This is a genomic window from Halopiger xanaduensis SH-6 (genome assembly GCF_000217715.1).
Lineage (GTDB): Archaea > Halobacteriota > Halobacteria > Halobacteriales > Natrialbaceae > Halopiger > Halopiger xanaduensis.
In genome coordinates this window covers 1459562-1486359 of sequence record NC_015666.1, presented here as the reverse complement: position 1 = coordinate 1486359, position 26798 = coordinate 1459562, and the positions used below count along the sequence as shown (strand labels likewise).

Sequence of the window (26798 nt, the reverse complement as noted above, 5' to 3'; positions counted from 1 at the left end):
TGTCGCCTCCCTCCCGTCAGTCGTCCGCGCCCTGTGGCCGATCCCGACCGGGCGACATCGCCTCGCCGACGGTCCCCGCCGTCCGCCGGACGAGTCGGACGAACGCGTGGCGCCGCAGAACGAACAGCGCCAGCCCGAGGACGATGTAGACCCCGGTGTAAGCGAGCAGGACGTCGGTGCTCGTGAACGGCAACGCGACGAACTCGCGAATGATGGCGAACTCGATGAAAACCTGCGAGAGGAACAGCGAGAGCAGCGTCACGGCCTCCTTCACCGAAATCTCGAAGCGGATCAGCAGGCCGATGGCGAAGAACGACTGCGCGGCGGTCAGCCAGATTTCGGCTGCCTGCTTGAAGTCGAACGCGAGCACGCCGTACCGGCCCAGCGCGAGCGAGTGGACGACCACGAGCGTCCCGATCAGCAGCGTCCACTGGTTGAGCTTCGAGGAGATCAGGGCGTTGAAGCCGGCCGTCGAGCGCGCCTTGTTCACCAAATAGACGACGACGATGAGCTCCGGCGCCTCCGAGGCTAGCGGCGCGATCCACTGGATCATGAAAAAGGAGGGAATGCCGACGCTCTCGCCGAGATCCTCGAGGCCGTGGGCGAACGGCTCGACGGCGGTGAAGATCATCGCCCCGGAGAAAGCAAAGAGGACGAGGACGGTAGCGACCCGGCCCAGTTTCGAGAAGCTCTGGAGGTAGGCCGGGACGCCGACGTGGTCCATGTCGGGTTCGACGTCGCCGCGGAGGATGACCGCGATGTAGCAGACGTAGATGCCGACCAGAACCAGCATATCGAGGATGTCGATGCCGCCGTTCAGCGGCACGAGGAACGCCCACATCGTCGCGAGCAGCAGGAAGACGATCTCGAGGCCGATCTCGCGGTCGAGTTTCACGACGTCCGAGAGGACCCCGGGTCGATCGTCGACCGCCGGATCGGTCGCGGCGCCGGCCCGAAATATCGTAAAGAGGGCGACGCCCGCCCAGCCGATGCCGATGAGGATCCGGTTCGCGCCGGTCATGTTCGCGACGGCGAGGTTGCCGGCCTCGATCCCGCGCTCGGTGCCCGCGTGCACGCCCGCGTTCCAGGCGTAGAGGGCGTCGACGGCGTACTCGGGGGCGACCGCCAAGACGGCCAACACGGCGATCGCGAACGCTTGCGGGACGTCCTTCTCGGCGGTCTCGGCGGCCCACGCGAGCAGGAACGAGGAGCCGAGGACGGCCAGTCCGGTGACGATCACCGTTCCGAGGGTATCGAGCGGCGGGAGAATAGCGGTACTCCCCAGCACGGTAATCCAGGGAAGCGTCAGTGCGACCGCGGCCGCGAGGGCGGCGAGGGCTCGTCGTCTCATGTGAATCGTGTGATCGTATTCGTCGTATCGAAGACCGACCTGAAACGTGGACCGATCGAACGGCAGTATGAGTCCCGTAACGATGGTGGTCGGGCCTGCGAGTGCCGACCGGCCGACCGGCCGACCGGGACCGTCGTCGAACCGTCGCGCGGGGAGTCCAAGACGGGACGGCGGATCGAGGCGGGAGTAAAGTAACTCAGTTCGCGCGCGGGAAGTTATCGATCGTCTCCGAGCGGAACGCGTCCTCGTCGAACTCGTAGTCGTCGCCGAGGAACTCGAGGAGCTGGTGGGTGTCCCGCATCGCGTTTTTCAGGCAGGTCGAGGCGCCCGGCGAGGGCGTGATGTTGAAGATGATGTCCTCGCCGACGATCTTCGCCTCGCCCATGTCGAGCGATTTCTTCTTCGTGTCGACGATCTGCGGGCGGACGCCGCCGTAGCCCTTCGCGCGCTCGATGTCTTCGAGTTCGACGCTGGGGACGACCTTCTGGACGTGCGGGAGGAACTGCCGCGGGCCGACCTCGGGGAGGTCGTAGACGAGGTTCCGCAGCACGTACGGCAGCAGGACGCGGTCGGCGAGGATGTTCGCGTAGCTCAGGAACGCCGCCGCGTTCAGCCCGAACACGTCGAGGAAGTCGCCGACCGTCGAGATGCGCCCGCGTTCGAGGGTCGGGACGAGCTTCGCCGTCGGTCCGAAGCGCGTGATCGAGGAATCGTGGACGTCCGCGTCGCCGTGGACCGCGGCGAAGGGCAGCTTCTTCATCTGGAGCGTGTAGACCTTCCCGTTCAGCAGGTCGTCCGCGAGGAAGAAGCTCCCGGCGACGGGCAGCAGGACCTTGTCCTGCCCGTAGCCCAGTTCCTTCGCGAACTGGAGGCTGTGCGAGCCGGCCGCGACGACGGTCGCGTCGGCGTCGAACCGACCGTTCGTCGTCTCGATCGTGTAACCGTCCAGCGTCGGGGTGATGTCTTTCACCGCAGTGCCGGTGTAGACGTCGACGTTCGACTCCTCGCGAGCCTCGTCGACGAACGACTTGGTCGTCTCCCCGTAGTCGACGACGTAGCCGTCCGGGGTCTGCAGGGCGAGCATCTCCTTGTCGGGGTCCCGTCCCTCCACGACCTTCGGCTCGTACTCGGCGATCTCCTCGCGGCCGATCGCCTGCAGTTTCGGGAACAGGTCGCCGAAGCCCTCCTCTTCGTGCCGTCGCTCGAGTTTGGCGACCTCTTCCTTACCGACGCCCAGCACCATCTTGCTGCGCTTGTCGTGCATCTCGCGGTCGGGGTCGTGGTTCTCGAGGTAGCCCGCGAGCAGTTCCGCGCCCTCCTTGACTTCCTCGGCCTTCTCGAGCGTGTAGTTGGTCTCGATGTCGCCGAAGTGAAGCGTTTGGGAGTTGTTCGTGTGGTGCGAGTTGATCGCCGCGATCTCCGGTTCCTTCTCGATCAGCGCGATCGAGTCGATCGTGGAGAACTTCGCGGTCGTGTACAGGAGAGATGCGCCGCTGATTCCGCCGCCGACGATTACGAGGTCGTATTTGCCAGACATGATTGGTTGCGTAGCGTATCCGTTTCGACCAGTGCACTCCGTACGGATAACTCATATTTTTTCGCTCTGCGCATCGATGATTGACGAAATAGGGTATCGACGATACGAACGTGGAGTTTCGAACACAGTTCGGCGACCAGTCGTCGGAAATCGCGGCTGTCAGCCCGCGTGAGGAGGTCACACGGCTACTGGCGGCGTCTCGAGAGCGGTCTTTTCGTCCCCGTTCGACGCCGATTCCGCGGCGTCGATGCGCCGTGCTCGAGGGGCGTTTTTATACTCCACCGCGTGGCCCGCGCAGAATCAAGTCGGTCGTGAGTGAGCGCTGCTGTGTCGTGCGAAACGCAGTCTTAGCGGCCGAACAGACTGCCGTCGGCGTACTTCTCCTCGTACTCCTTGTCGTCCGCGATCAGCATGAGAATCCCCTCGACCAGTCCGAGCAGGGCGGGAATCCCGGTCCAGAAGAAACAGAGGTAGAGTACGCCGAGTTTCACGTTCCCCTGGTAGAACTTGTGCGCCCCGAGGCCGCCGAGTAACAGCGCCAGCACGCCCGCCGCGACTTTGTCCGAATTCGTCGATCCGGCGGCCGGCTGTTGGACGCCACAGTCCGGACAGATCTCGGCCTGCTCGTTGATCAGCGTCCCGCACTCGACGCAGTACTTCTCGTTCTCGCCGCGCTCCTCGTAGCTTCCCTCGAGCGAGGTCGTCTGATTGACGCCGCAGTGGGTGCAGACTTCCGCCTGGGCGGTGATCTGCTCGCCGCAGTTAATACAGTGTTTCACGATCGATCTCTAAATCGGTTCACACAGTTACCGTAAATACCTGATTGTTCGCGGAAGCGATCACCTGGCGCGAGCGAGGAGGAACCCCGCGACAACGGCGTAGACGGCTCCGATCGCGACGACGGCCAGTTCGCGCTCGAGGAGAAGGAGGGAAACGCCGAGTCCGTAGCCGCAGCCGAGGAGGGCGCCGGTTGCGGTCCGGACGACGTTGGATCCTCGAGCGGGCCGGAACGTCGTGAGCGCCCAGTCGAAGAGCGCGGGCAGCGGGAGGAAGGCGACGATCGCGACGGACGGGTCGTTCGGGAGGAACAGCGCGGCGAGGAATCCCGCCGCGATCCCGGGATAGACGCCCAGACACCGCGCGCAGATGTGAACCGGCCGCCCGCCGATGCGGGGCGAATAACAGCGGTCGTACTCCGACGGGAGGTGGTGGGAGAGGACGAACCGCCGCGTCTCGGCGAGCCCGGCGCGGAGTTCGGCGGGATCGATCTTCACGGTCCGTGGCTCGCAGAGGGGCGGAATGAATCTGTCGGACCGCACCGTACAACGGTCCCGCGCGGTCGACGCGAGGAACCGATAAGCGCCGAAGAATATAGGGGACGGCGGCGCCCGTAGTGGCGTACGAATGACCTCGAGCGAGGGCGGTGAGTACGACTGCGTCGTCGATCCGGACGGGAGCGGCGACTACGAGCGCATCCAGGCGGCGATCGACGACGCGAAGTCGTTTCCTCGAGAGCGGATCGCGATCTTCCTGAAAGAGGGCGTGTACGAGGAGAAGGTCACGGTCCACTCGTGGAACCCGAAGATCGACCTGATCGGCGAGAGCGCGGACGGAACCGTCATCGCGCACGACGATCACTTCGAGCGGATCGATCGCGGGCGCAACAGCACGTTCTTCACGTACACGCTGAAGGTGTGCGGGAACGATTTCCGCGCCCGAAACCTGACCGTGCGGAACGACGCCGGCCCGGAGAAGGGGCAGGCCGTCGCGCTGCACGTCGAGGCCGACCGCGCCGTCTTCGAGAACTGTCGGTTCGTCGGGAACCAGGACACGGTCTACGCCGCCGGCGAGGGCTCGCGGCAGTATTTCGACGACTGCTACCTCGAGGGGACGACCGACTTCGTGTTCGGCGGCGCTACGGCCGTGTTCGACAACTGCGAGGTCCACTCGAAAGCCGATTCGTACGTGACGGCGGCCTCGACGCCGCGCACCGAACCGTTCGGATTCGTCTTCGACGGCTGTACGCTGACCGCCGAACCGAACGTCTCCGAGGTGTACCTGGGCCGACCCTGGCGAGACCACGCCCACGTCACGTTTCTCCGGTCACATATGGACGATCACATTCTTCCGGCCGGCTGGCACGACTGGTCCCGTCCGGACGTGGTGGACGACGTCACGTACGCGGAGTACGAGAATCGAGGCCCCGGCTCGAGAACGGACGACCGGGTGCCTTGGTCCGAGACGCTGTCACCGGCGGAGGCCGAACGGTACGCCGCCGAAAACGTCCTTCTGCGCAGAGACTCGCCGAAATCCGATTGGTACTGGCATCGGGCAATTTGCTGAGGCGTTCCTAGCCGAACGGCGCCGTCCCTTAGCCGGTCGGCTTCTCGTTCCGGCGGAACTCGCAAACGGGACCTGCGGGACAGCTCTCGCAATTCGGATCGGTCGCGGTACAGACCGCCGCGCCGAAGTCGATGAACGCGTGGACGTAATCGCTGCCCCGGTCGGGCGGGAGCAGGAGTTCGGCGACGACCCAGTTCTCGTTCGCTTCCGGCTCCGTTTCGCGGTCGAGCCCGAAGACGCGAGACAGAACGCGAGCGACGTTCGTGTCGACCGCGGCGACGTCCTTTTCGAACCCGTGAGCGAGCACGGACGCCGCGGTGTACTCCCCGACGCCCCGCAACTCGAGCAGTTCCGACCGGTCGTTCGGAACCGCTCCGTCGTGCTCCGCCACGAGTTGCTCGGACGCCTCGTAGAAATACCGAGTCCGCTTTCGGAGCCCGAGGGGTTCGATGTCGTCGGCGAGCCGTTCTCGAGGCGTCTCGAGTATCGATTCCGGCGTCGGATACGTCTCGACGAACGCGTCGTACACGTTCAGCACCTGCCTCGCGGAGGTCTGTTGGAGCATGAGCTCGGCGACGAGCACCTCGAACGGCGACGCGTCGGCCGCGCGCCAGGGGAGTCCGCGTCGGCCGTGTTCCTCGTACCAATCGAGCAACCGGTCGACGAAGTCCGTTCCCCAGTTCGGTGGTTCTGTGGACATGGACTCCGTTGGTCTCGTTTTTCTACTTAGAAGTTCGACCGATGGGAGGGCGGCTCCGGTATCGAGAAGAGGCCTCGGCACTCATAGGGCTCGTCGTCACCGGGTGCCGAGTCCGGCTCGGAGCGGGTGCATCGTCATCGGCCACGCGGGGCTACGCGTCTCGAGTCAAAGACGGTTTGGATCCGACGGGGGACCGAGTTACGAGCCGCCGGAGGCGAACGCGGCGTTCCACTCGTCGATGAGGTTCTCGAGTCGCGCCGTGTTCCCGTGGGAGAACATCGCCTGCGCGCGGTCGGTGCCGGACGTTCGAGTCGCGGCGTCTTTCGGGACGGTCGACTCGCTCGAGGCGTACTGCGTCCGCTCAGTCGCGGGCGTGGTCGTCGATTCGGTTTCGGTCTCGGTGCCGGGTGCGGTTCGGGTTCGGGTGTGAGTTCGCGTTGTCATGTCGGTCGTGATCGAGGCCGGGGGCGCAGGGTTCGTCGGCGGGCGATGCTCGCGAGAGTCGTCGTTTCGGGGTCTGGGCTGCTGCGCGTACGTGTACGACCGACATCTGTACCAGCGGCTACAGGCTCGTCCATCATAAAAATTCATGTTCTATAATCCACGATAGTGCTGCGTCACCAAATCGCATGCAGACGCCACGATCGCGTTCGACTCTCGACTGCCGACCTGCACGCGAGCCCTCGAGCGTACGCCGCCCGGACACGGCGACCGAAGCCCGCACCACTAAGCCCGTACGCGTCGAGTCCTCCGAGTGACATGGCGAGCGACATCCACGAAGCCGACGGCCCCGTCGACGTGAGCGTCGTCGTCCCCGCCCGGAACGAGGCCGACTACCTGCGCGGCACGCTCGCCAGCCTCGCCGGCCTCGACACCGACTACGAGTACGAGGTGCTCGTCGTCGACGGCGACTCGAGCGACGCGACGCCCGCCATCGCCCGCGAGTACGGCGCGACGGTGCTCGAGGGGCCGGGAACGAGCATCGCCGCCGGCCGAAACTACGGCGCCCGTCGCGCGAGCGGCGACTGGCTCGCCTTCGTCGACGCCGATACGCGGGTACGGGCGGACTACCTGACCGAACTGCTCGGGTACGCGGAGGCTACCGGTCTCGCGGCCGCGAGTTCGCGCTGTCGGATCGCCGGTCCCAGGCGCGCGAAAATCATGGAGGCGACGATCAACTACGTCTTTCCGCGCCTCGAGCGGCCGATTCTGCCAGGGTTCAACCTCCTCGTCCACCGGAGCGCCTTCGAAGATGCCGGCGGCTTCCCCGACGTGCCGAACGAGGATACGGCGTTCAGCCGGCGGCTCGGGCGGCGGTACCCCACCGGCTATTGTCCCGAGGTGCTCGTCGAGAGTTCCGGGCGGCGGATCGAAGCGCAGGGGCTCACCGGGACGCTGGTCCACTACCTGCGGTTGGACCGCGAGCGACTCCGCGCGAGTCGCGCCCGGCGCGGGGGCGCGTAAGCGGTTCGCGACCGTCGGTCGGGCGCAGCAGGCGCGGTCCTTTTGGTCGTCACCGTCGACGTTCCCGAGCGATGACCGTCCCGGACGAAGCGGAACGGCTCCTCGAGAGCGAGCCGCTGATGGCCCACCTCGGAACCTGTGTCGACGGGCGGCCCCACGTCGCGCCGGTCTGGTACCGATACGACGACGGCGAGGTCGAGATCGTCACGACGGGCCGGAAGCTGGCGAACATCCGCGAGAATCCGCGGGTCTCGCTCTCCGTGCAGAAGGACGACGCGGGCAAGACCCGCTGGATGGTGACGCTGCTCGGCACGGCGACGATCGTCGAGGACGAAGCCGAGACGGCCGACGCCCGCCGCCGGATCAACGAGAAGTACGACGCGGAACCCGACGCCTACGCCGAGAATACGCTCGTGCGGATCGACGTTGGGTCGACGACGTACCGGACCTACTGAGCGACCGGGCGACCGGGCAACCGAGCTACCGATCGACCTCGACGGCCGCCGGCAGGTCGCCGAAGCCGCCCCCGTCGTACCGATACGGCGTCCAGCCGGCCTGGGCCGCGCCGTCGACGTCGTCGTCGCTGTCGCCGACCATCACGTACCGATCCGCCGGGAGCCGTTCCTCGAGTGCACGATACGGTTCCGTCGCGGGCTTGTGGGCCCCGACCTCGTAGGAAGCGACGACGGCGTCGAAGTACTCTGCGAGGTCGGCCGCCCGAAGTTTCCCCAGTTGCCAGTCGCGAACGCCGTTCGTCAGCACGCCGAGGTCGACGTCGGTCTCTGCGGCCAGCCGCTCGAGGTCGTCGTGGACGCCGTCCGGCGGCGACAGTGCCTCGATTTCGGCCTCGAGCAGCGCCGCCGCGTACGGTTCGGGATCGGCGCAGTCGTCGATCTGGCCGAACGCTCGTTCCACCGGGTCCGGCTCGAACGCGAAGAAGGACTCGAAGAACGCCTCCTCGTACGCGTCGAGCCACGCCTCGGGAGCGTCGCCGCGGACGGTCTCGATCGCGTCAGCTACGATTCCCCGATAGGGGCAGTCGGATCGGAGCAGCGTCCCGTCGACGTCGAAGACGATCGCCGTCATGCCGTCGTCTTCTCACCGGCGTAATAAAAGCAATAGCTTGACACGACAGGGGCCGGGTGATCGCTGCGCCGTCACTCCAGGCCGGGGGACGGCCCCCGGAGTCCCGGGTGGATCTCGAGGTCGCGAACGCGGCGCATCTGCGCGCGCAGGCTCGGCGCGCTGGCGGGCACCTCGAGGTCGTCCCACTCGATCGCGTCCGGGTCGCCGTCCCCGCGCGCCTCGAGATCCTCGACAGACATCGGGAACCGGCGAAGGTCCTTGTGGACGGCGAGTCCGGCGTAGGCGCCGTCGCCGACGGCGATGGTGGTCTGGTTCTGCCCGTGGGTGACGTCGCCGACGGCGTAGGCGCCGTCGACGCTGGTCTCCCGGCGTTCGTCGACGTCGATCGCGCCGTTCTCGCCGAGTTCACAGCCCAAATCGGCAGCGAGACCGGCGTTGTACGAGGAGCCGTACATCGCGAACCCGCCGAGGTAGTCCCGCTCGGTGCCGTCGCCGAACGAGAGGCCGCCGAGCCAGGGCGGTTCGTCCTCGCCGAGGGTCTCGTCCTCGTAGGCCGAGACGACGGCCGTCTCGATCCGTTCGACTGGGTGCGCGCAGAGTTGGGTTTCGGTTTCGTCGCCCCACTCGGGCTCGCGGCCGTCCAGCAGGAGATCGACGTCCGCGGTGAAGTTGAGCATCGTCATCGCGACGTGGGCCGCGCTCTCCGTGTGCCCGAGCACGAAGACGGGGCCGTCTCCCAACGAGTACGCGTCGCAGTGGAGACAGTAGTGGAGTCCGCGGCCGGTGAAGCGCTCGAGTTCCGGCACGTCCGGACTGCGGTCGCGGAAGCCGGTTGCGAAGACGACCCGCTCGGCGTCGACGGTGGCGTGGGCGGCCTCGAGGCGGAAGCGCGGTTTGTCGCCGTCCTCGTCGTTCTCCTCGCCGCCGTCCAGCCGCGTCACGGACTCGACCGCGTCGGGGTAGAAGTCGCCGCCGTAGTGTTCGAACTGGTCGACGGCGTGAGTTGCCAACTGCTCGCCCGAGACGTTCTCGGAGACGCCCAGCAGGTTGTGGACGTGGTTGACCGACGCGTGCCGGCCGCCATCCTTCTCGAAAACGGCGGTCCGGTGGCCGAGTCTGGTCGTGTACAGCGCCGCCGTCAGGCCGGCGGGACCGCCGCCCACGACGGCGACCTCGTACTCTGGTGGGTCCGTCGACATAGCTCGAGTTCGAGACCCAGCAGGTTGAGTCCGGAGCGCGCATATGCGGCCACGGTCTGTAGCGCCAGTCGGCCGCCACACCGCCTCGTATCACCTGCGCTGGTAGTCCCGCGGAGTGCGAATAGGGATTGAAACGGGTCCGCGGTGGAGGAAGCGACGCCATGAGCCAACTCCAGACCGTCGACCTCGAGTTACCGGTCGCCGAAGACGAGGAATCCGACCTCGAGAACGGCTCGATATTCTTCGTCGGCACCGCGACCATCGTCCTCGAGTACGCCGGATTCACGATCCTCACCGACCCCAACTTCCTCCACAGCGGGGATCACGTCCACCTCGGCTACGGGATCAAGTCCCGCCGCCGGACCGATCCGGCGATCGACATCGACGAACTGCCGCCGATCGACTTCATCCTCCTGTCGCACTACCACGGCGACCACTTCGACCGCGTCGCCGAGGCGAAACTGGACAAGGACCTGCCGATCGTGACGACGCCCCACGCCGCCGCCGAACTCGAGGAGAAGGGGTTTCGCCAAACGTACCCGCTCGAGACCTGGGAGGAGTGCCGGATCCGCAAGGGCGACGCCAGGCTGTCTATCACGGCGATGCCCGGACGCCACGGGCCGCCGGTCCTCTCGAAGGGGCTACCGCCGGTGATGGGCAGCATGCTCGAGTTCCGCCCGGACGACGCCGACCCCGACGAGCCACCGCTGCTTCGCCTGTACATCTCGGGCGATACGCTCGTCTACGACGCGCTCGAGGAGATCCCCGAGCGGTATCCCGATATCGACCTCGCCCTCCTGCATCTGGGCGGGACGCGGATTCTGGGCGTCCTCCTGACGATGGACGCCGCTCAGGGCGTCGAGGCCGTCGATCTGATCGACGCCGACACCGCGATTCCGATCCACTACAACGACTACGAGGTGTTCCGGTCGCCGCTATCGAACTTCAAGGCCGCCGTCGAGAAGGCGGGACTCGAGGATCAGGTCGAGTACCTCGAGCACGGCGAGACGTTCGAGTTCGAATCGTCGGATCGTCGCGGCTAACGACCGAGTCGTTTCGGTAGGGACCCGGACGACTCGGAATCGTTCGAACGAACCTATTCGGTGTCGTTCGAGTCACGACCTCCTTCGCGGCGGTCTGCGGGTGTCGAACCGGGCAGCGAGTACGGATCCGCCGCGTCGTCTTCGTAGCGTCCTTCGCCGTCGGTATCCGCCACGTAGAGGAGAAATCCCGTCCCGCCCGTGATGAACACGAACCCGGCCCACTTGGCGGGGGAATCGAGCCCCCGGCGGTTTGCATCCCAGTAAACCAGCGCCGAGAGCGAACCGAAGATCCCGACGTAAATGAGACCGATCAGCAGTAGCGCTTGCCCGCTCATATAAACAGGTTGACTATACGTCGGTAAATTTGTGTTCATAACCCGTGACGCGAGAATACGACAAACTGGTCCGCGATCGAATTCCGGAGATCATCGAGCGCAACGGAGAGACACCGGTCGTACGGACGGCGAGCGACGACGCCGAGTACGAAGCGTACCTCCTCGAGAAGCTCCAAGAGGAGGTCGACGAGTACGTCGAGAGCCGAGACCCCGAAGAGTTAGCCGACGTTCTGGAAGTCGCCCACGAAATTCGAGAGTTCGAGGGTTTGTCGGAGCGTGAACTCCGCGACCGGCGCGGTCGAAAAGCCGAGGAGAAAGGCGGATTCGCGGATCGGATCGTCCTCGAGCGAGTCGTCTCGGGTGATAACGAAACCGAGCGCCGTTAGGCGTCCTCGAGACGCTCCCGCGCGGCCGCGACCACCAGCGGCAGCGTGATCGTCGCGTCGGCGTAGACCGAGACGTTCTCGGCGTCCTTCTCGAGTTTGCCCCACGAGCGGGCTTCGTCCAGCGTCGCACCGGAGAGGCCGCCGGTCTGCTTGGGGTCCATCGTCAGCTGGACGGCGTAGTCGTAGGCGTCGGGCGAGACCAGCATCGTCTGCAGCGTGAAGTTCTTCGGGACGCCGCCGCCGACGACGAACGCGCCGGCCTCGTCGGCCTCGAACGCGATGTCGGTCAGCGGGGTCATGTCGGCCAGCGCGTCCAGCGAGAAGTCGGAGGTTTGCGAGTACATCCACGCCTGCAGGCCGAGCACGGAGTCCTGCACGGCGGGACAGTAGATCGGGACGTCGTTCTCGTAGGCCGCTGCGGCGATGCCCGGGCCCTCGTCGACGTCGTCGCGCTCGTTGATCTCGGCGTTCGCGCGGCCGAGTTCCTCGGTGAGCCGCTGGATCGAGACGATGCCTTCCTCCTCGAGCACCGGGAAGACCTCCTCGCGGAGGTGACTCTCGAAGTCGGCGAAGAACTCCTGTGGGAGGTAGACGTTGTAGATGCGGTCGACTTCCTCGTCGCGCAGCGTCTCGTCGTGTTCGCGCTCGGTCTTCCCCTCGGCGTGAACCTGTCCGTGGTGGTGTTTCCCGCCGATGGCCTCGATGGCGTCGTGGGTGAGGTTCGCGCCGGTCGTGACTAGCACGTCGATGTGGCCGTCCCGTATCAGGTCGGCGACGATCCGACGCATTCCCGTGGGGACCATCGCGCCCGCGAGGCCGAAGAAGACGGTCACGTCGTCGTCGAACATCGACTCCGTGATGTCGACGGCCTCGTGGAGGTTCGCCGCGCCGACGCCGGCCGACCCGTACTCGTCGGCGAGTTCGCCGACGGTCATCCCCGCGCGGGCCTCGGCGTGGCCGACGGGATCGTGCGAGAAGGTTTCGCGGTCGGGCTCGTGGTGGCCGTGGTGATCGTGGTCGTCGTCGGCCGCGTCGGACGCGCCGGCGTCACTCCCGGACTCGTGCTCGTCGCTCATGTCCACGCGTCCGCGAGCCAGCGGTTTGAACGCCGCGGTTCGGGCCGGGAGATTCGATTCGTGGACTCGAGCGTAGCGACTGTCGGGCTCGAGCGGCGTCGAAAAAGAGTCGGTAGCGTCCGAAACGCGATCGAAACGGTGTCGACGGCGGAGTCCGATATCGATTCCGAACGTCAGTCGTCGCTCGGCTCGAAGTCGATCTCCACGCCCTCGTAGAAGATCGCGGCCGTGATGTCGCCGTCGGGGGCCGAGACCGTGAAGTACTGCGAGCCGTTGGCGGGGACGGTGATGATCTCCTCGACGTCCGTACCGGGGAAGCGCACGACGACGCTGCGGGCGGGCTCGTCGTAGTTCATCACGTAGAACGTCGCCTCGTCGTTCTCGGCGTCGACGCTGTCGAGGAACAGGTTGAGGTCGTTCCGCGGGATGCACTGCTCGTCGGTGTTTGCCGCCTGCGTGTCGAGCCGGATGTCCTCGTAAAGCAGGTCGAGGGTCGCCATGCCCTCCGACGTGGTCCCGCCGACGTCGAAGTAGGTCGCGCTGTTGGGTTGGACGCCGACGGAGCCGCTGCGGTCGGCGCCGTGGACCTCGTAACCGACGCTGACCGAGGCGTCGTTCTCGTTCTCGACGCGGAACCGGGCCATACCGGTTTCGCTGTCGACACAGACGGCCTCGAGCGAGAGTGCCTCGAGGTCGATGGTTCCGTTGTCATCGTCGTCATCGTCGCCGTCGTCCGTGCCGTCACCCTTGTCGTGTTTCTTCCCCTTTTCGTGCGTCTTCTCCGTCTCGTCGTAGTGACCCTTCTCTTTCTTCTTTTCCTTCTTGGCTTTCTCGCCCTTCTTGTGGTCTTTCCCGTCGTCTTTGCCGTCCTCGCCGTTCTCTCCGTCGTCCGACTGCTCGCCGCAGTTCTGGTTGACGACCGTCTCGCCGTCGTACGTGACCGAGAGGACCTTATCGCCGCTGTCGGCCGTCCGGTCGTAGAACTGGAAGGCGTTGAACTCGGCGACGTAGTAGTCGCCGAACCGCGAGGGGTACGCGTACACGTTGGAGGCCATAACCGGCCGCACGACGTTCTCCGTCCGGCCCCGTTCCGCGTTGTAGGTTTGAATCCAGAGGTTCGTCGGCAGCTCGTCCGCGTCCTCGAAGAGGACGAACACGGAGTGGCAACCCTCGAAGGCGGTGCGCTCGTAGAGCGCGAGGTCGTCGCCGTCGTCTCCGTTGCCGCCATTGCCGTCGTTACCGCCGTCTTCGCCTGCGCTGACGGTTCCGATGCCGAGTCCGGCGCCGCCGATGAGCGTGCCGGTCGTCGCGATACCCCTGAGACTGTCCCGTCTTGAGATGGTGCGTTCGTCGGTCATAGGTTCGCTCCCGGTCGCCGGCGTCCTCGCCGGCCCGGTGAGTGACGACTACTCCGAGAGACGGACGGTTTGTAATCAGTGAACTACCGAACGACACGACACTACTACCGACCGTACCGTCAGTTCGCTCCGAAAGTCACGAAATAAAATACCTCGAGGACGGACTCGAGCGGCCGTGAAACCGGCCACTAGCGGACGCTACGAACACCCTTCCGGCGATCGCGACGCACGAAGCGACGGCGTACGAACGGAAACGAACCGATAGCGGGAGACGGCGACGTTCGGCGCCGCATCGACCGACGAACGAGCGCGTCGAAACCGTCCGCGTAAACCGGGCCGTTCGACCGAGCGCGCGATACAATCCCGTCCCTACGCGCATCAGGACCGGCTTACAGCCCCGTCGGCACCTCGAGGTAACTCGTCTCGAGGCCCCACCCCTCGACCAGATCCTGCAGCGATCGGACGCCGAACGTCTCCGTCGCGTAGTGGCCCGCCAGCGCGACGGTGACGCCGGCCTCCTGCGCTTCGTGGTAGACCTTCTGTTTCCCCTCGCCGGTGATCAGGGCGTCCGCACCGGCGTCGACGGCCTCGTCGAGCCAGTCGGTGCCGCTGCCGGTGACGATCGCCACGTCCTCGAGTTCGTCGGGGCCGAAATCGAGTACCCGAACGGAGTGCTCGCCCGTCACGAGTTCGTTCTCGAGGCGCTCGCGAAGGTCGGCGGCCCCGTAGGACTCGCTCGCGGTCCCGCGCTGGCCGATGTACTCGGGGCCGAGCTCGCCGAAGGGCGCGCGGTCCTCGAGTTCGAGGACGTCGGCGACGCCGGCGGCATTGCCCAGTTCCTGGTGGCCGTCAAGCGGGAGGTGTGAGACGTACAGCGCGCAGTCGTGCTCGATCAGCGGCGCGATCCGGTCGTAGGTGCGGCCGGTCACGCGGTCGAAGCCGCCCCAGGAGATGCCGTGGTGGACGACCAGCGCGTCCGCGCCGGCGTCGATCGCCCGCTCGAACGTCTCCTGGACGCCGTCGACCGCGAAGGCGACGTGCTCGATCTCGGCCTCGTCGGGGCCGACCTGCAGGCCGTTCGCGCTGGCGTCGAGGTCGGCGTAGTCGTCGTGGCGCAGCTCCTCGTCGAGTCGTGCGGTGAACTCCGAGAGGTCCATAGCCATGGTAGGGCGTGGATAGGCGGCGACGGGGCTTGTATGCTTGCGATCGCGAGACGGGCGTCACCCGACCCGCCGCGACCCGCCGCGATCCTCCCGTCGAGACGGCCGCCGCGGCAATCCCGCAGGGGGAGGAGTCGATTTACCACGCGCCCGATCGTACGTCCGGCCATGTCGCGTCGCACGATCTCCCACGAGGACGGAGCGATCTACGAATTTACGCCCGATCTCGAGGCGATCACAACCGTCGAACCGGGCGAAGAACTGACGATCGAAACGCGGGACAGTCTGGACGGCGCCGTTCAGACCGAGTCCGATGTGATCGAATCGGTCCCTGACGAGGTCAACGCCGCGACGGGCCCGATCGCCGTCGAGGGCGCCGAACCGGGCGACGTGTTGCGCGTCGAAATCGAGGACGTTCGGCTCGCCGAGGACCGGGGTCGCATCATCACCATCGACGGCTTCGGACTGCTCGACGGCGACGAGGAGATCGAGGCGCCGCGGACGCGGATTACGCCGGTCTCGCAGGCGGACGCGGACGGCGAAGCCGACGGAGACGGGGAACCGACGATCACCTTCGACGACCTCGAGGTTCCAGTCGAGCCCGTCATCGGGACGATCGGCGTCGCGCCCGCAGCCGAGTCGTACGCGACGCTCGTCCCCCACGATCACGGCGGGAATCTGGACACGACGGACGTGACCGGCGGCAACACCGTCTACTTCCCCGTCTTCCAGGCGGGTGCGATGCTCGCGATGGGCGACTGCAAGGCCGCCATGGCCGACGGCGAGATGTGCGGGACCGGCGCCGAAATCGCGACAGAAATCGACGTCACGGTCGACGTGCTCGACGCCGACGAGACCGCCGTCGACCTCGAGCGCCCGCTCGTCGAAACCGACGACGCCTGGAAGCCGATCGCCAGCGCCGAGACGCTCGAGGCGGCCTGCGAACTCGCGAACCGGGACGCGGTCGACCTGCTCGCGGCGGAGCACGGCTTCGACGACACCGACGCCTACCTGTTCTCGAGTCTGACCGGCGGCCTCGAGATCAGTCAGGTGGTCGATCCGCTGGTGACGGTCCGGAACGCGATCCCCAAGGAGTACCTGTCGTCGCCGTTCTGAGCGCGGTACCGGTCGCCTGAATTAGGCGTCGATCATGCGCTCGAGGATCGCCGCGGCTGCGGCCGATTCGTCGACGTCGCCGGTTCCGCCGAGGCTGCCGGGTTCGTCGCCGTCGACCTCGTCCCGGTCGATCGGCGCCGTCAACACGACCTCCTTCGACTCGTGGGCGTAGTCGACGACGCCGTGGTGATCGAGCCGCGGCAGGTGGTCGTGGACGAGTTCGATCCTGATCCGACGGCGGGCGGAGGGATCGACCGTCTCGGTCGGGCCGGAACGCTCTCGAGTGACGATCACATCGACGATATCGTCGACGGACCGCCGTTCACCCGGTGCTAAGGACCGAAGCAGGTGCTCCCGGTACGGGTGCGCCAGCAGTTCGTAGACCGTTTCGAGATCGAGTTCGGGTGGTTGCGACGCCGTCATTGCACCGCAGTTTGGCGAGTGCGTCCCCAATTGTTGTCCCTAACTAGTAGGGGAGATCACGTTATGTGACAATCAGAAACGAGATACTGTAATTGCTGTCGACTGGTTCGCTGCCGGCAGACTCGCGCCAGGCGTTTAGCCAAACCGATTAGAGACTCGAGGCCAGCGTGTCAACTCGAGGCCGAGAAACGAAATAAAACCGCGAATCCGAACGACCGACTGTGGCGACTCACAGCCGCTCGGCGGCGTTGGAAAAGACGAACTCTCTGACCAGCTTGCCGGCCAGCGACGCGGCCTGGCCGTCGTCGCGGTCGTTGACCTCCACGACGTCGAAGCCGCCGGCGTGCGGGGCAACAGTGCGCACGACGTCGCGTAGCTCGCGGGGCTCGAGGCCGAACGGTTCCGTCGTCCCCGTTCCGGGTGCGTAGCCGGGATCGGCGGCGTCGATATCGACGCTCAGGTAGGCCTCGCAGTCGGTGACGCGGTCCTCTAGGTGTTCGCACGTGAACTGCACGACGTCCTCGGGCGGGACGACGGTCACGTCGTCCGCGTCGGCTCGTTCCCACTCAGCTTCGCTCCCCGTTCGGGCGCCGAGGATGACGGCTTCCTCGACCGAGTCGACGTCCTCGAGGATCCGCCGGGTGACGGCGGCGTGCGAGAGTGGATTGCCGTCGTAGGCGTCGTAGCAGTCGAGGTGGGCGTCCAGACAGACGAACACCTCGGGGTTGACGGCGCGCGCGCCGGCCAGCGAGACGGTGTGTTCGCCGCCCAGCAGGAGCGGCACGGCGTCGTTCCAGACCGCTTCGCGCAGCGTGCTCGTCAGGTACTCGAGGTACTCCTCGAGGTCGTCCCACGCACGGACGTCGCCGCGGTCGACGACGCCGAGTTCGGAGAAATGCTGGTCCGTCCTGCGGTCGTAGTCGTCGAACGGTTCGGCAAAAGAACGGATCCGTCGGGGCCCGAATCGGGTCCCGGGTTGAAAGGTCGTCGTGGCGTCCAAGGGCGCACCGACGACAACGAAGTTCGCATCTCCACGGTCGGCAGTACCCACCGCGTCGGTCCCCTCGCGTTCGTCAGCCGCCCCGGGAAACATTAGACGATCTTTCGCTGGTCTTCCATCTCGAGGTACTCGATGTTCTCGTCGGGGGAGACGTCCTTGTCCTCGGGGACGCGCATCGTGATCGTCTCGTAGGTCTCGAGGTCCATGACCTGCATGTCCGAGCCGTCGACGGAGACGACCTGACCCTGTTTGCGCTCGATGATCGGGACCCAGATCTTCGCGTCGACGGGCTGGGAGAGCGAGCGCTTCTTGCCGTCGAAGACGCCTTCGGCCTCGACGCGGGCCTTGGCGCTGCCGTGTTTGCCGGGCTTCGCCGTGGAGTAGGAGTTGATCTTACACGCGGCGTCGTCGATCATCACGTAGCTGCCTTCCTGGAGGTCGCGAACTTCGGTCTGCTGTTTCGCCATGTCCCGGGGTAATCAACCGACGTCCATAAACGGTTTGGAATGCGTTTCCTCGAGTTCGGTCCGGTAACAGGTCTCACAGTGTGAAATTCGATTCCGGAACGGTGGCGGTCGCGGTCGGTGCAGCCGGGGTCGCCCCGACCGCACGAGCGCTCGAGCGGCCCCCGCAGCCGCAGCGCGAGCCGTCCGGACGGCAGAGCCGACCGCGTCCTCAGTTCCACCGGAACCCGCCCGACTCGGCCGGCGGCTCGAGCGGACTCGCCGGCAGCCCGTCGCCGACGTCGGGGTTGTTGTACGCGCCCGGTGCGATATCGTTCGGCGAGTCGGGGTAGTACAGCGCAGCCAGCAGCTGGAGCTGGCCGCGTCCGACGCCGAGTTCGAACTGGCCGCCGCCGTACATCCGGATTCCGCGCTCCCGGCAGAAATCGATGGTCTCGAGCAGCGATTCGAGCGAGCCGAACCGAGACGGTTTGACGTTCAGCCAGTCGGGTTCCCAGGGCAGGGCCTCGACATCCGCGAGCCCGTGAATCGGCGCGTCCCAGGAGACCCGCTTGCGGATGTCGGAATCCTCGAACAGCGGCTCCGTTTCGTCGGTCAGCGCCGGATCCTCGATCACGGCCTCGGGGAACGCCTCGAGGACGAGTTCGTACAGCCCCGGATCCGGCGGGGTGTCGACTTCGGTCCCCTGGTAGTGACCCTTCAGGTCGAGGATCCGAACGGCGTCCTGACCGACGGTGTCGACGATATCCTCGACGAGCGCCGCGTCCCACTCCGGCGTCGGATCCAGCTTGAACTCGAGGTCCGGATTCTTCGCGCGCAGTTGCTCGAGTCGGTCGACGGTCGGCGGATCGCCCAGCCGGGTGCTGGCGACGAACCGGACCTGCTCGAGCGAGCGGTCCAGCGCGCTCGCGACGTCGGCGCCGTTCTGGCGGAGCGCGAGGTCCAGCGCGGCGCTCTCGAGGCCCCACCGGCGGTAGTTCCGGAAGACCTCGCGGTCGGGCGCGCCGCCGGGAAAGAGGTCGACCGTCTCGAGTCGGTCCGAGAACGACGCGACGGTATATTCGCCGGTGAGGTCCGGCAACCCGGTCTCGGCCAGGCGGTCGTGGTCTGTGGTCTCGTAGGTGACGTCTTCGCCGCGGCCGACGGTCGCCTCGTCGTCGAGTGCGTCCTCGTCGGCGTTAGTGCCGGCGCCAGGGCCGAACAGCGAAAAGACAGTCGTGACCCGCGTGAACTCGCTCGAGGTCTCGCGCTCGAGGCGCTCCGTTGCGACGGAATCGATCTCGAGCGGCAGGTCCGCGATCCGGTCGTAGTCCATACGCTCTCATCGAGCGCCAGGGAAAAGTAGGTTGCAGCGGTTCTATTGAAATCTCCCGAACCAGATAGGAATGGTGTGCTGAATACAGAGGATGAGTTCAGCACGCTGATCTCGTTCGTTCACGTCCAGTCAATGGACCAACCGTTCTTAGAAGTGCATATTGAACATATGTATTCCAGAAAACACTTACGTCTGATTGGATAGTTCTTGTTTGATGAAATTCAGGACATTTCTGAGTACTTCGGTTATTATCGCTCTTCTCCTCGTGGGTGCGAGCTTCCATCCGGGCACACTCACGAAACCATACGATGGGGACAGCACATATTACGCTATTGCACATGAATCATCAAATGCATACAAGGTGTACATCGATTACGCCTCTCACAGAGGCGAGGGTGGTATTCCCGTTGAGACCCTTTCTGAGAGTCAACAAAGAGCCTTCGAGGAAGCGAAACAACAGGAACCAAGCAGTTCTGGGTTACGGTCGTTAGGGAAACCTCCTGTGTGCAGCCCCGGACTACTCCTCTGCGATGAGTATGAAACGTTTCCACACCCTGTGAATAAGGGAACTAATGATCAGGATTATGTTGTTATAGAGGATTCTACTGGAGATGAATTCATAGTCAAAATCGGTCAAGCTGATGCAATAGCGGACTTAGGACCGATTGTCATGAACTTCACGAAGTGGGTGGTTCTTGGCCCGTATGCTCTCTTTCTCGGATGGCGTAAGTTGTCCACTTGGACATCTGAACCGACAGCCTTCTCGGTAAGGTATGGAGCTACCCTCCTAACGGTTGCAGTTGCGTATCCGTATATTCTGATGTTTACAGAGCTCTCTCTCCCGTCGTGGCACCTTCCATTCTTAGCTATAGTAACATGGGGTGTGATACTTGATGGGATTTGGCGGGATCGGAAAAACATCTTATCTAAGCTAGGCCAGATCACAGATTGATAACGTGGAAGAGATATCCTGCGCCAGAGAACAGTGATCCTTTCTGTGCTGTATTCGCGCCCTGTATTCAGCGGGTCCGCTGAAACCGATCGCCGAATGATGGTTTCAACAAGACCGTTACAGCGGCGAGCGCTCGGAGCGGAACGACGAGACGGACGACCAGTGGTCACTCCTCGCGCTGTTGTCGCCGCTGTCGCAGGTTCTGGCGCGTGAACTGCGGCCGCGCGCGGGTCGATTTGGGTTTACGGAACGACCGGTAGAGTTGGACGACGACAACCAGCGAGAAGGCCGCCGCCACGACCGACGCCTCGGGGGCGCCCAGCGCGTAAAGGACGCCCATCGAGAACACCGACATCGTCAGCAGCATGCCGTAGATGAGCCGCTTCGCGAACTTGGCGAAGACGTCGTCGGAGTCCTCGACGCCGATCCGGACGTAGAGGTCGTCCCGATCGAGTCGGTCGAGCGCCCCCTCGGCCTTGGGCGCAATCCGGGTCAGCGACTCGCCGGACTCGCGGATCTGTTCGGCGGATTCGCGGACGTACCGCCGGATCGACTCCTCGCGGTAGCCCTGCTCGGTGAGGTACTCCGTGGCGGTCGAGATGAAGTCGAACTCCTGGTCGAGCGTGACGCAGACGCCCTCGACGACGGTCGCGACGCGCAGCACCAGGGCGAGGTTCTTGGGCAGCCGGAACGGGAACTCGTAGATCGAGTCCTCGATCTGGCCGACGATGCCGCGGACGCGGTACTGGTCGAGCGTCTCGCCGCGGGCGTCCTGGATGGCCAGTTCCATCACCTCGGCCATCACGCCCCGGTCGGCCTCGGGGGAGAGCGTCCCCATCTCGATCAGCGCGTCGAGGATGCCGTCGATGTCCCGGTTGGCGACGGCGACGTAGAACTCGATGATCTTCTCCTGGATGAACGGGTCGACCCGGCCGGACATGCCGAAGTCGTAGAAGACGATCCGCCCCTCGTCGGTCACCGCCAGATTTCCGGGGTGGGGATCGGCGTGGAAGACGCCGTCGTCCATGATCATCTGCAGGTACGCTCGCTCCAAGTTCTCGGCGACCCGCGTCCGGTCGATCCCCTTGCGCTCGAGTTCCTCGAGGTCGTTGATCTTCGTCCCCCGGATGTACTCCATCGTCAGGACGCGGGGCCCCGAGTGGCTCTCGGCGACCGCGGGGATGCGAAAGCGGTCGTCGCCCGCGAAGTTCGAGCGGATCTCGGTCAGCATCTCGGCCTCGCGCTCGTAGTTCATCTCCTCGCGGATCGTCCGCGAGAACTCGTCGGCGAGGTTCTCGAGCGAGAACGACCGCGACTCGTCGACGAAGAACATCACGAGCGGCAGCGACCAGCGGATCACGCGCAGGTCGGCCTCGACGAGGGGTTCGATGTCGGGACGGCGGATCTTCACCGCGACCTCCTGTCCGGGCGGTCCCTCGCCGCCGGTCGTCTCGGGGCCGGTCGGCACGGCCGCCGGGCCGCCGTCGCTCCCGTCCCACTCCGCGGCGTCGGGATCGATCCGCGCCCGGTAGACCTGCCCGAGGCTGGCGCCGCTGATCGGCTCGGTGTCGAACTCGAGGAACCGCTCCTCGACGGGGCCGAGTTCGTCCTCGAGGACTCGCTTCGCCTCGCTCCACTCGGCCGGGGGCACCTCGTCCTGTAAGGCCGAGAGGACGTCGATGTACTCGGGCGGCAGGATGTCGGGCCGCGTCGACAGCAGTTGGCCGAGTTTGATGAACGTCGGCCCGAGGGTCAGCAGCGACTCGAGTAACACCTCCGCGCGCTCGCGGTGGGTCTCGGGGTCGACCTGCCGCCTCGAGCCGAACAGGAGAAAGCGGCGGCGGTCGCGGGCGTACGCGAGCAACAGCGGGAGGAACTGCCAGGCGACGACGACGAACCGTCGGTACGCGCGGAGCGATACCAGTTTCGGTCACCTCGGTTCGGGATCGGCGTCGGATTCGGGTTCAGGGTCGGCGTCGGGGTCGGTGCCGGCGGGTTCGTCTGCGTCCACGTCTCCGTCTTCGTTCTCGTCTCCGTCCTCGCCATCGCGGACCGTTCCCTCGACGACGTCGATCGTCGTCTCGCCGTCGCCGGTCCGCTTCGGGATCGAGAGTTCGAGCACGCCCCGGTCGACGGCGGCGTCGAGGTCCGCCTCGACCGCGTCGTCGGGAAGGGGCAACTCGACGTCGAAGAAGAGCGACCGGTTCTCCTCGAGGTACCGGTAGTCGTCCGGGAGGTCCTTCTGCCGCTGAGCGTCGATGGAGAGGCGACCGTCCTCGATCGCGAGGTCGATCGAGTCGGCGGTGACTCCCGGGACGTCGAGGACGAGCAGGTACCGGTCGGTGCTCTCGAGCAGATCGAAGAAGACGTCGTCGGAGAGGTCCCGCAACGCGTCGCGGAGCGCTGACATGCTTACTGGTTCGAACGCCGATACGAAAAAGCCCGCGGTACCAGAGTGGTGCGATACCACGTCTCAGTCGGTCACATCGCGACGGCGATCGCGAATCCGAGCGCGGCGACGCCGACCAGCGTCGCCGCGAGTCCGACCGCGCCGGCGCGGACTCCGAGCCACCGTTCCGAACTGTCCGAAATCACGAACGGATGGCCGAACAGCCGGTGACGGAGTCGGAGCCAGCGACTCGCGGACAGCGCACGCTCGTCGATGCCGACGGCGGCGTTGACGTCCCCCGCGGCCCTCGAGGGGGACGGATCGTACCGCGCCGTCCCGAGGACGTGGACCGTCTCGCCGGGCTCGAGGCGCCGTTCGACGAACCGCCGGTCCCGTCCGGTCCGGAGTTCGAACACGTGCAGGTCGATCGACGTGTTCTCGGAGTCGACGGCCTCGGTGCGGTCAATGAACCGCGCGATGGGTGCCGGCGGTTCGGTTCCGCCGTCGACCTCGATCCGGTCGTCGGTCGCGAGCCGGAAGTCGGCTCCCGGCGGTTCGATCAAGACGCTTCCGGAGCCGTCGTCGAGGCGGAAGGGGACGTACTCGTCGCCCGATGCTATCGTCGCCCAGTGGCGGCCGTTCTTCGAGTCGCGCTCCTCCTCGACGACGTACTCGTAGGCGAGACACGGCGCCTCAGTAAACGGCGCTCGCAGGACGCCGCCGGCCGGTTCGGCGGTTCCCCGAAGTTCGACCGGGCCGCCGCCGGGCGTCTCGAGGACCGAGTCCGGCTGCGACCGGAAGACGAGCACCGCGAGGCGGAGTTCGGCGATACCGTAGCCGAGCGCGACCATCGAGACGGCGACCGCGAGCGCGAGGAGGCCGAGCGCGAACGGATCGAGCGGCGGGACCATACGGGCGGTCGGGGCTCCCGATAGATAGGATATCCGACATCGATCTGCGAGGGCGGGCGATCGCTCGAGGGAAACTCCCTCGAGGTCCCCTACGCTTTTGCCCTCAGACACCCCGGTTCAGGATATGAAGGGAGCCGACAGCGAGCGCACGGAGGCCGGGTTTAAGGTACGGACGCCGGTCGACGAAGCGCGCCGGATTCTCAGGGAGGCGATCGAGGGCCAGCAATCCGACGATGAGCCGTGCGCGACCGGCACGGAAACCGTCGACGTCGAGCGCGCGGACGGGCGCACCCTCGCCGCGCCCCTCGAGTCCGCCCGAAACGTCCCTCACTACCGGCGGGCGGCGATGGACGGCTACGCCGTCCGCGCGGAGGACACGTTCGGCGCGAGCGACCGCTCGCCCGAAGTCCTGGGGATCGCCGAGGGGATCGGCGCGGACGCGACCGTCGAGCCCGAGACCGCCGCGCGCGTCCACACCGGCAGCGCGCTGCCGGAGGGCGCCGACGCCGTCGTGATGATCGAAGAAGTCGAAGAACTCGAGTCGACGGGGGTACCCGAACTCGAGGTCGGGGACGCCGTCGCGGAGGGCGAGAACGTCGCGCCGATCGGCGAGGACGTCGCGGAGGGGCAACACCTCTACGAGGCGGGCCACCGGCTCCGGCCGTCCGACCTGGGGCTGATCCGGTCGGCGGGGTACGACCGCGTCGCGGTCGCCGAGCAGCCGACAGTGGGCGTGATCCCGACCGGCGAAGAACTCGTCGAAGGCGATCCCGGCCCCGGCGAGGTCGTCGAGACGAACGGGCTGACCGTCTCGCGGCTGGCCGAGCGGTGGGGCGCCCGAGCCACGTACCGGGACGTCGTCACCGACGATCCCGAGTCGCTTCGCGTCGCCATCCAGCGCGACCTGACGAAGGACGTCGTCGTCACGACCGGCGGCTCCTCGGTCGGTGAGCGCGACCTGCTGCCGGAAGTGATCGACGATCTGGGCGAGGTGCTCGTCCACGGCGTTGGGCTCAAACCCGGCCACCCGGTCTGTCTCGGTATCGTCGAGGACACGCCCGTCCTCGCGCTGCCGGGCTACCCCGTCGCCTGTATCGTCAACGCCGTGCAGTTCCTCCGGCCGACGCTGCGCTGGCTCGAGGGGACCGATCCCGATCCGCACCCGACGACGCCGGCCGTCCTCGAGCGCAAGATTCCGAGCGAACCCGGCACCCGGACGTTCGCGCGGGTGCAACTCGAGGAGCGCGATCCCGACGAGATCGGGGACGGCGAACCGCGGTTCGCGGCGACGCCGACCCGCGCCAGCGGCTCTGGCGTGCTCTCGAGCGTGGCGCTGGCCGACGGCTGGGTCGTCGTGGACGACGACCGTGAGGGAATCCCCGCGGGCGAGACGGTCTCCGTGGAGGACTGGGAAGTCAATCCGTAACGGCGACAGCCGAACATCTTCGACTTCGTCGAACGGGAACGTTGCCTGTTCAGACCGAGCGTTTAGTGGCCCGTATCCGGTAGTACGGGGAACCACCGCATGCCCGACCGCCGATCCCTCGCGGACCGCGTGCCGCGGCGCCTGACGCGACGCCACCGACTGGTGCTCATCTACGGGGTCGCCGTCGTCGCCGTCGTCCTCTTCTATACGGTGATCTACAACCTGGGAATGCGCTACCTCGAGCATCGCCCGCACTCGATCTTCCGCTCGCTGCAGACGGTTACCGAGACGATGACGACGACGGGGTTCGGCGCCGACTCGCCGTGGGCGACGCCGGTGATGAACCTGCTGATGGTGGCGATCCAGGTGACGGGCATCCTCATCGGGTTCGTCGCCCTCCGCGTCCTCGTCATCCCGCTGTTCGAGCGCACGCCGATCCACCTCGACGACCGGCTCACGTCCAAGGACGACCACGTCGTCGTCGCGGAGTACCGCCGCGACACCGGCGTTCTGCTCGACGAACTCGAGGAACTCGACGCCGACTACGTCCTCATCGAGTCCGACGAGGAAGAAGCGAAGCGGCTCTCCGACGACGGCTATCAGGCGATCAACGGCGATCCCGAGGACCGGGCGGACCTCGATCGCGCGATGATCGAAGACGCGTCCCTGCTGATCACCGACGCCGAGGACCGGACGGCGAGCATCCTGCTGACGGCGCTCGAGGCCAATCCGGACCTGCGGACGATCAGCTTCACGGAGTCGACGCGCCACGACGCGGCGCTGACCGAAATCGGCGTCGACCGCGCCGTCGCGCCGCACGCGCTCATCGGCCGCCGGCTCGCCGAGAAGGCGACCACACCCGTCGCGCTCGAGAACGGCGACGCGGAGTCGATCACGGTTCGAGAGATCCTCGTCCGGCGCGAGAGTCCGCTGCACGGCGTTCGCCTGGGCGAGTCGCCGGTCGCGGACCACCCGGAACTCACGCTGGTCGGCGGCTGGTTCGACGGCGTCCTCCGCCTGTCGCCGCCGAGCGACACGCGGCTGACGCCGAACACCGTGTTGGTCGTCGCCGGCCCCGCGGGAGTGATCGACGACGTCTCGAGCGAGGTGGCCGGCGTCCGGCCGTCGTCCCCCGCGAGGCACGAGCGGATCCTCGTCGCGGGCGCCGGCGAAGGCGGCGCGGCCGCCGTCGACGCGCTGCCCGACGACGTCTCGGTGGCGGTCGTCGACCAGTCCGCAGACGCGGTCATCGAGCCCGATATCGTCGGCGACATCACCGAACCGGGAACGCTCCGGGCGGCCGGCCTCGAGGAGGCGAGCGCGTTGATCGTGACCGTCGACGACGACGCGAGCGCGCTGTTGACGATCGCGACGGCGCGGTCGCTCTCGGACGACGTCGAGATACTCGCTCGCGTGACCGACACGCGGAAGGTGACGCCGGCGTTCAAAGCGGGGGCCGATTACGTGCTCTCCGTCCAGCAGACGTCGGCGCGGCTGGTCGCGGCCGAAGTCCACGGCGAGCGCGTCGTGGATCCGACGAGTCAGATTCGGATCGTCCGGACCGACGCCGCGCCGTTCGTCGGCGACTCGCTGATCGACTTCCGACGGGACACCGAGCGGGGCTGGACGGTCGTCGGCATCGTGCGCGACGGGACCATCCTCACGGACGAACACGCGACGATCGAATCCGACGACGACGTCATCGTCGCCGGCAGCGACGAGACGATCCGGGAGTTCGAGCGGACCGTCGACGCCTCGTGAGCC

At 66.3% G+C, this 26798-nt stretch carries 28 protein-coding genes; 9 read left to right on the top strand and 19 right to left on the bottom strand.

Annotated elements, in window-relative coordinates; translation table 11 throughout:
- Nucleotides 1-16: 16 nt before the first annotated feature.
- The 4 genes from HALXA_RS07295 to HALXA_RS07275 form a co-directional block, all read right to left on the bottom strand.
- Complete coding sequence (locus HALXA_RS07295; RefSeq protein WP_013879678.1) at nt 17-1351, bottom strand: sodium:calcium antiporter; 1335 nt, start codon at nt 1349-1351, stop codon at nt 17-19.
- A 196-nt stretch (nt 1352-1547) separates the two neighbouring features.
- Complete coding sequence (locus HALXA_RS07285) at nt 1548-2888, bottom strand: FAD-dependent oxidoreductase (RefSeq protein WP_013879677.1); 1341 nt, start codon at nt 2886-2888, stop codon at nt 1548-1550.
- 347 nt (nt 2889-3235) lie between these two features.
- Complete coding sequence (locus HALXA_RS07280) at nt 3236-3667, bottom strand: TM2 domain-containing protein (RefSeq protein ID WP_013879676.1); 432 nt, start codon at nt 3665-3667, stop codon at nt 3236-3238.
- Between the two features lie 60 nt (nt 3668-3727).
- On the bottom strand, nt 3728-4162 hold the full coding sequence (locus HALXA_RS07275) for a DUF2085 domain-containing protein (RefSeq protein WP_013879675.1): 435 nt from the start codon (nt 4160-4162) through the stop codon (nt 3728-3730).
- Between the two features lie 130 nt (nt 4163-4292).
- Here HALXA_RS07275 and HALXA_RS07270 point away from each other — a divergent pair, with 130 nt between their 5' ends.
- Complete coding sequence (locus HALXA_RS07270) at nt 4293-5231, top strand: pectinesterase family protein (RefSeq protein ID WP_013879674.1); 939 nt, start codon at nt 4293-4295, stop codon at nt 5229-5231.
- Nucleotides 5232-5259: 28 nt separating this feature from the next.
- On the opposite strand, the gene HALXA_RS07265 is transcribed toward HALXA_RS07270, so the two are convergent.
- Together HALXA_RS07265 and HALXA_RS07260 are read right to left on the bottom strand one after the other, a co-directional pair.
- A complete protein-coding gene (locus HALXA_RS07265; RefSeq protein WP_013879673.1) occupies nt 5260-5931 on the bottom strand; it encodes a base excision DNA repair protein in 672 nt (223 codons plus the stop codon).
- 198 nt (nt 5932-6129) lie between these two features.
- Entirely contained in the window at nt 6130-6375 is a 246-nt protein-coding gene (locus HALXA_RS07260) for a hypothetical protein (protein WP_013879672.1), read from the bottom strand.
- 315 nt (nt 6376-6690) lie between these two features.
- On the opposite strand from HALXA_RS07260, the gene HALXA_RS07255 reads away from it, so the two are divergent.
- The gene (locus HALXA_RS07255; protein ID WP_013879671.1) at nt 6691-7395 is read left to right on the top strand and encodes a glycosyltransferase; all 705 of its coding nucleotides are present in this window, start codon (nt 6691-6693) and stop codon (nt 7393-7395) included.
- Nucleotides 7396-7466: 71 nt separating this feature from the next.
- On the top strand, nt 7467-7850 hold the full coding sequence (locus HALXA_RS07250; protein WP_013879670.1) for a pyridoxamine 5'-phosphate oxidase family protein: 384 nt from the start codon (nt 7467-7469) through the stop codon (nt 7848-7850).
- Between the two features lie 25 nt (nt 7851-7875).
- Here the strand turns inward: HALXA_RS07250 and HALXA_RS07245 are convergent, their stop codons facing one another.
- Entirely contained in the window at nt 7876-8481 is a 606-nt protein-coding gene (locus HALXA_RS07245; RefSeq protein ID WP_013879669.1) for an HAD family hydrolase, read from the bottom strand.
- Between the two features lie 71 nt (nt 8482-8552).
- Complete coding sequence (locus tag HALXA_RS07240; protein WP_013879668.1) at nt 8553-9680, bottom strand: NAD(P)/FAD-dependent oxidoreductase; 1128 nt, start codon at nt 9678-9680, stop codon at nt 8553-8555.
- A gap of 161 nt (nt 9681-9841) precedes the next feature.
- Here HALXA_RS07240 and HALXA_RS07235 point away from each other — a divergent pair, with 161 nt between their 5' ends.
- Nucleotides 9842-10723, top strand: a complete 882-nt coding sequence (locus tag HALXA_RS07235; protein ID WP_013879667.1) for an MBL fold metallo-hydrolase — start codon at nt 9842-9844, stop codon at nt 10721-10723.
- Between the two features lie 53 nt (nt 10724-10776).
- On the opposite strand, the gene HALXA_RS07230 is transcribed toward HALXA_RS07235, so the two are convergent.
- Nucleotides 10777-11058 (bottom strand): hypothetical protein, encoded by a 282-nt coding sequence (locus HALXA_RS07230; protein WP_013879666.1) that lies wholly within the window; start codon nt 11056-11058, stop codon nt 10777-10779.
- Between the two features lie 44 nt (nt 11059-11102).
- Here HALXA_RS07230 and HALXA_RS07225 point away from each other — a divergent pair, with 44 nt between their 5' ends.
- A complete protein-coding gene (locus HALXA_RS07225; protein ID WP_013879665.1) occupies nt 11103-11444 on the top strand; it encodes a nucleoside triphosphate pyrophosphohydrolase in 342 nt (113 codons plus the stop codon).
- Here the strand turns inward: HALXA_RS07225 and HALXA_RS07220 are convergent.
- From HALXA_RS07220 to HALXA_RS07210, 3 genes are all read right to left on the bottom strand, one after another.
- Nucleotides 11441-12520 carry a deoxyhypusine synthase gene (locus tag HALXA_RS07220; protein WP_013879664.1) on the bottom strand — a complete coding sequence of 360 codons (1080 nt, stop codon included), beginning with the start codon at nt 12518-12520 and terminating at the stop codon, nt 11441-11443. The genes HALXA_RS07225 and HALXA_RS07220 overlap by 4 nt on opposite strands.
- Nucleotides 12521-12693: 173 nt before the next feature.
- On the bottom strand, nt 12694-13878 hold the full coding sequence (locus HALXA_RS07215; protein ID WP_013879663.1) for a hypothetical protein: 1185 nt from the start codon (nt 13876-13878) through the stop codon (nt 12694-12696).
- Nucleotides 13879-14267: 389 nt separating this feature from the next.
- The gene (locus HALXA_RS07210; protein ID WP_049895235.1) at nt 14268-15035 is read right to left on the bottom strand and encodes a Nif3-like dinuclear metal center hexameric protein; all 768 of its coding nucleotides are present in this window, start codon (nt 15033-15035) and stop codon (nt 14268-14270) included.
- Between the two features lie 171 nt (nt 15036-15206).
- Here HALXA_RS07210 and HALXA_RS07205 point away from each other — a divergent pair, with 171 nt between their 5' ends.
- On the top strand, nt 15207-16154 hold the full coding sequence (locus HALXA_RS07205) for an acetamidase/formamidase family protein (RefSeq protein WP_013879661.1): 948 nt from the start codon (nt 15207-15209) through the stop codon (nt 16152-16154).
- Between the two features lie 21 nt (nt 16155-16175).
- Here the strand turns inward: HALXA_RS07205 and HALXA_RS07200 are convergent, their stop codons facing one another.
- The 4 genes from HALXA_RS07200 to HALXA_RS07185 form a co-directional block, all read right to left on the bottom strand.
- Nucleotides 16176-16577, bottom strand: coding sequence for a DUF7344 domain-containing protein (locus HALXA_RS07200; RefSeq protein ID WP_013879660.1), 402 nt, complete (start codon nt 16575-16577; stop codon nt 16176-16178).
- Between the two features lie 229 nt (nt 16578-16806).
- Nucleotides 16807-17670 carry an agmatinase gene (speB, locus tag HALXA_RS07195; protein ID WP_013879659.1) on the bottom strand — a complete coding sequence of 288 codons (864 nt, stop codon included), beginning with the start codon at nt 17668-17670 and terminating at the stop codon, nt 16807-16809.
- The gene (locus tag HALXA_RS07190) at nt 17670-18044 is read right to left on the bottom strand and encodes a translation initiation factor IF-5A (RefSeq protein WP_013879658.1); all 375 of its coding nucleotides are present in this window, start codon (nt 18042-18044) and stop codon (nt 17670-17672) included. Before HALXA_RS07190 ends, speB begins: the two co-directional genes overlap by 1 nt.
- Nucleotides 18045-18252: 208 nt before the next feature.
- Nucleotides 18253-19356 (bottom strand): hypothetical protein, encoded by a 1104-nt coding sequence (locus HALXA_RS07185; protein WP_013879657.1) that lies wholly within the window; start codon nt 19354-19356, stop codon nt 18253-18255.
- Nucleotides 19357-19570: 214 nt separating this feature from the next.
- On the opposite strand from HALXA_RS07185, the gene HALXA_RS21650 reads away from it, so the two are divergent.
- A complete protein-coding gene (locus tag HALXA_RS21650; RefSeq protein ID WP_013879656.1) occupies nt 19571-20308 on the top strand; it encodes a hypothetical protein in 738 nt (245 codons plus the stop codon).
- Nucleotides 20309-20474: 166 nt separating this feature from the next.
- On the opposite strand, the gene HALXA_RS07180 is transcribed toward HALXA_RS21650, so the two are convergent.
- From HALXA_RS07180 to HALXA_RS07170, 3 genes are all read right to left on the bottom strand, one after another.
- Nucleotides 20475-22172, bottom strand: coding sequence for an ABC1 kinase family protein (locus tag HALXA_RS07180; protein WP_013879655.1), 1698 nt, complete (start codon nt 22170-22172; stop codon nt 20475-20477).
- A gap of 66 nt (nt 22173-22238) precedes the next feature.
- A complete protein-coding gene (locus HALXA_RS07175; RefSeq protein ID WP_013879654.1) occupies nt 22239-22718 on the bottom strand; it encodes an Hsp20/alpha crystallin family protein in 480 nt (159 codons plus the stop codon).
- A gap of 71 nt (nt 22719-22789) precedes the next feature.
- A complete protein-coding gene (locus HALXA_RS07170; RefSeq protein ID WP_013879653.1) occupies nt 22790-23608 on the bottom strand; it encodes a GIDE domain-containing protein in 819 nt (272 codons plus the stop codon).
- A gap of 124 nt (nt 23609-23732) precedes the next feature.
- Here HALXA_RS07170 and HALXA_RS07165 point away from each other — a divergent pair, with 124 nt between their 5' ends.
- Nucleotides 23733-25034: a molybdopterin molybdotransferase MoeA gene (locus HALXA_RS07165; protein ID WP_013879652.1), complete on the top strand. Its 1302-nt coding sequence runs from the start codon at nt 23733-23735 to the stop codon at nt 25032-25034.
- Between the two features lie 99 nt (nt 25035-25133).
- Nucleotides 25134-26795 (top strand): potassium channel family protein, encoded by a 1662-nt coding sequence (locus tag HALXA_RS07160; protein WP_013879651.1) that lies wholly within the window; start codon nt 25134-25136, stop codon nt 26793-26795.
- The last annotated feature ends 3 nt before the right edge of the window (nt 26796-26798 follow it).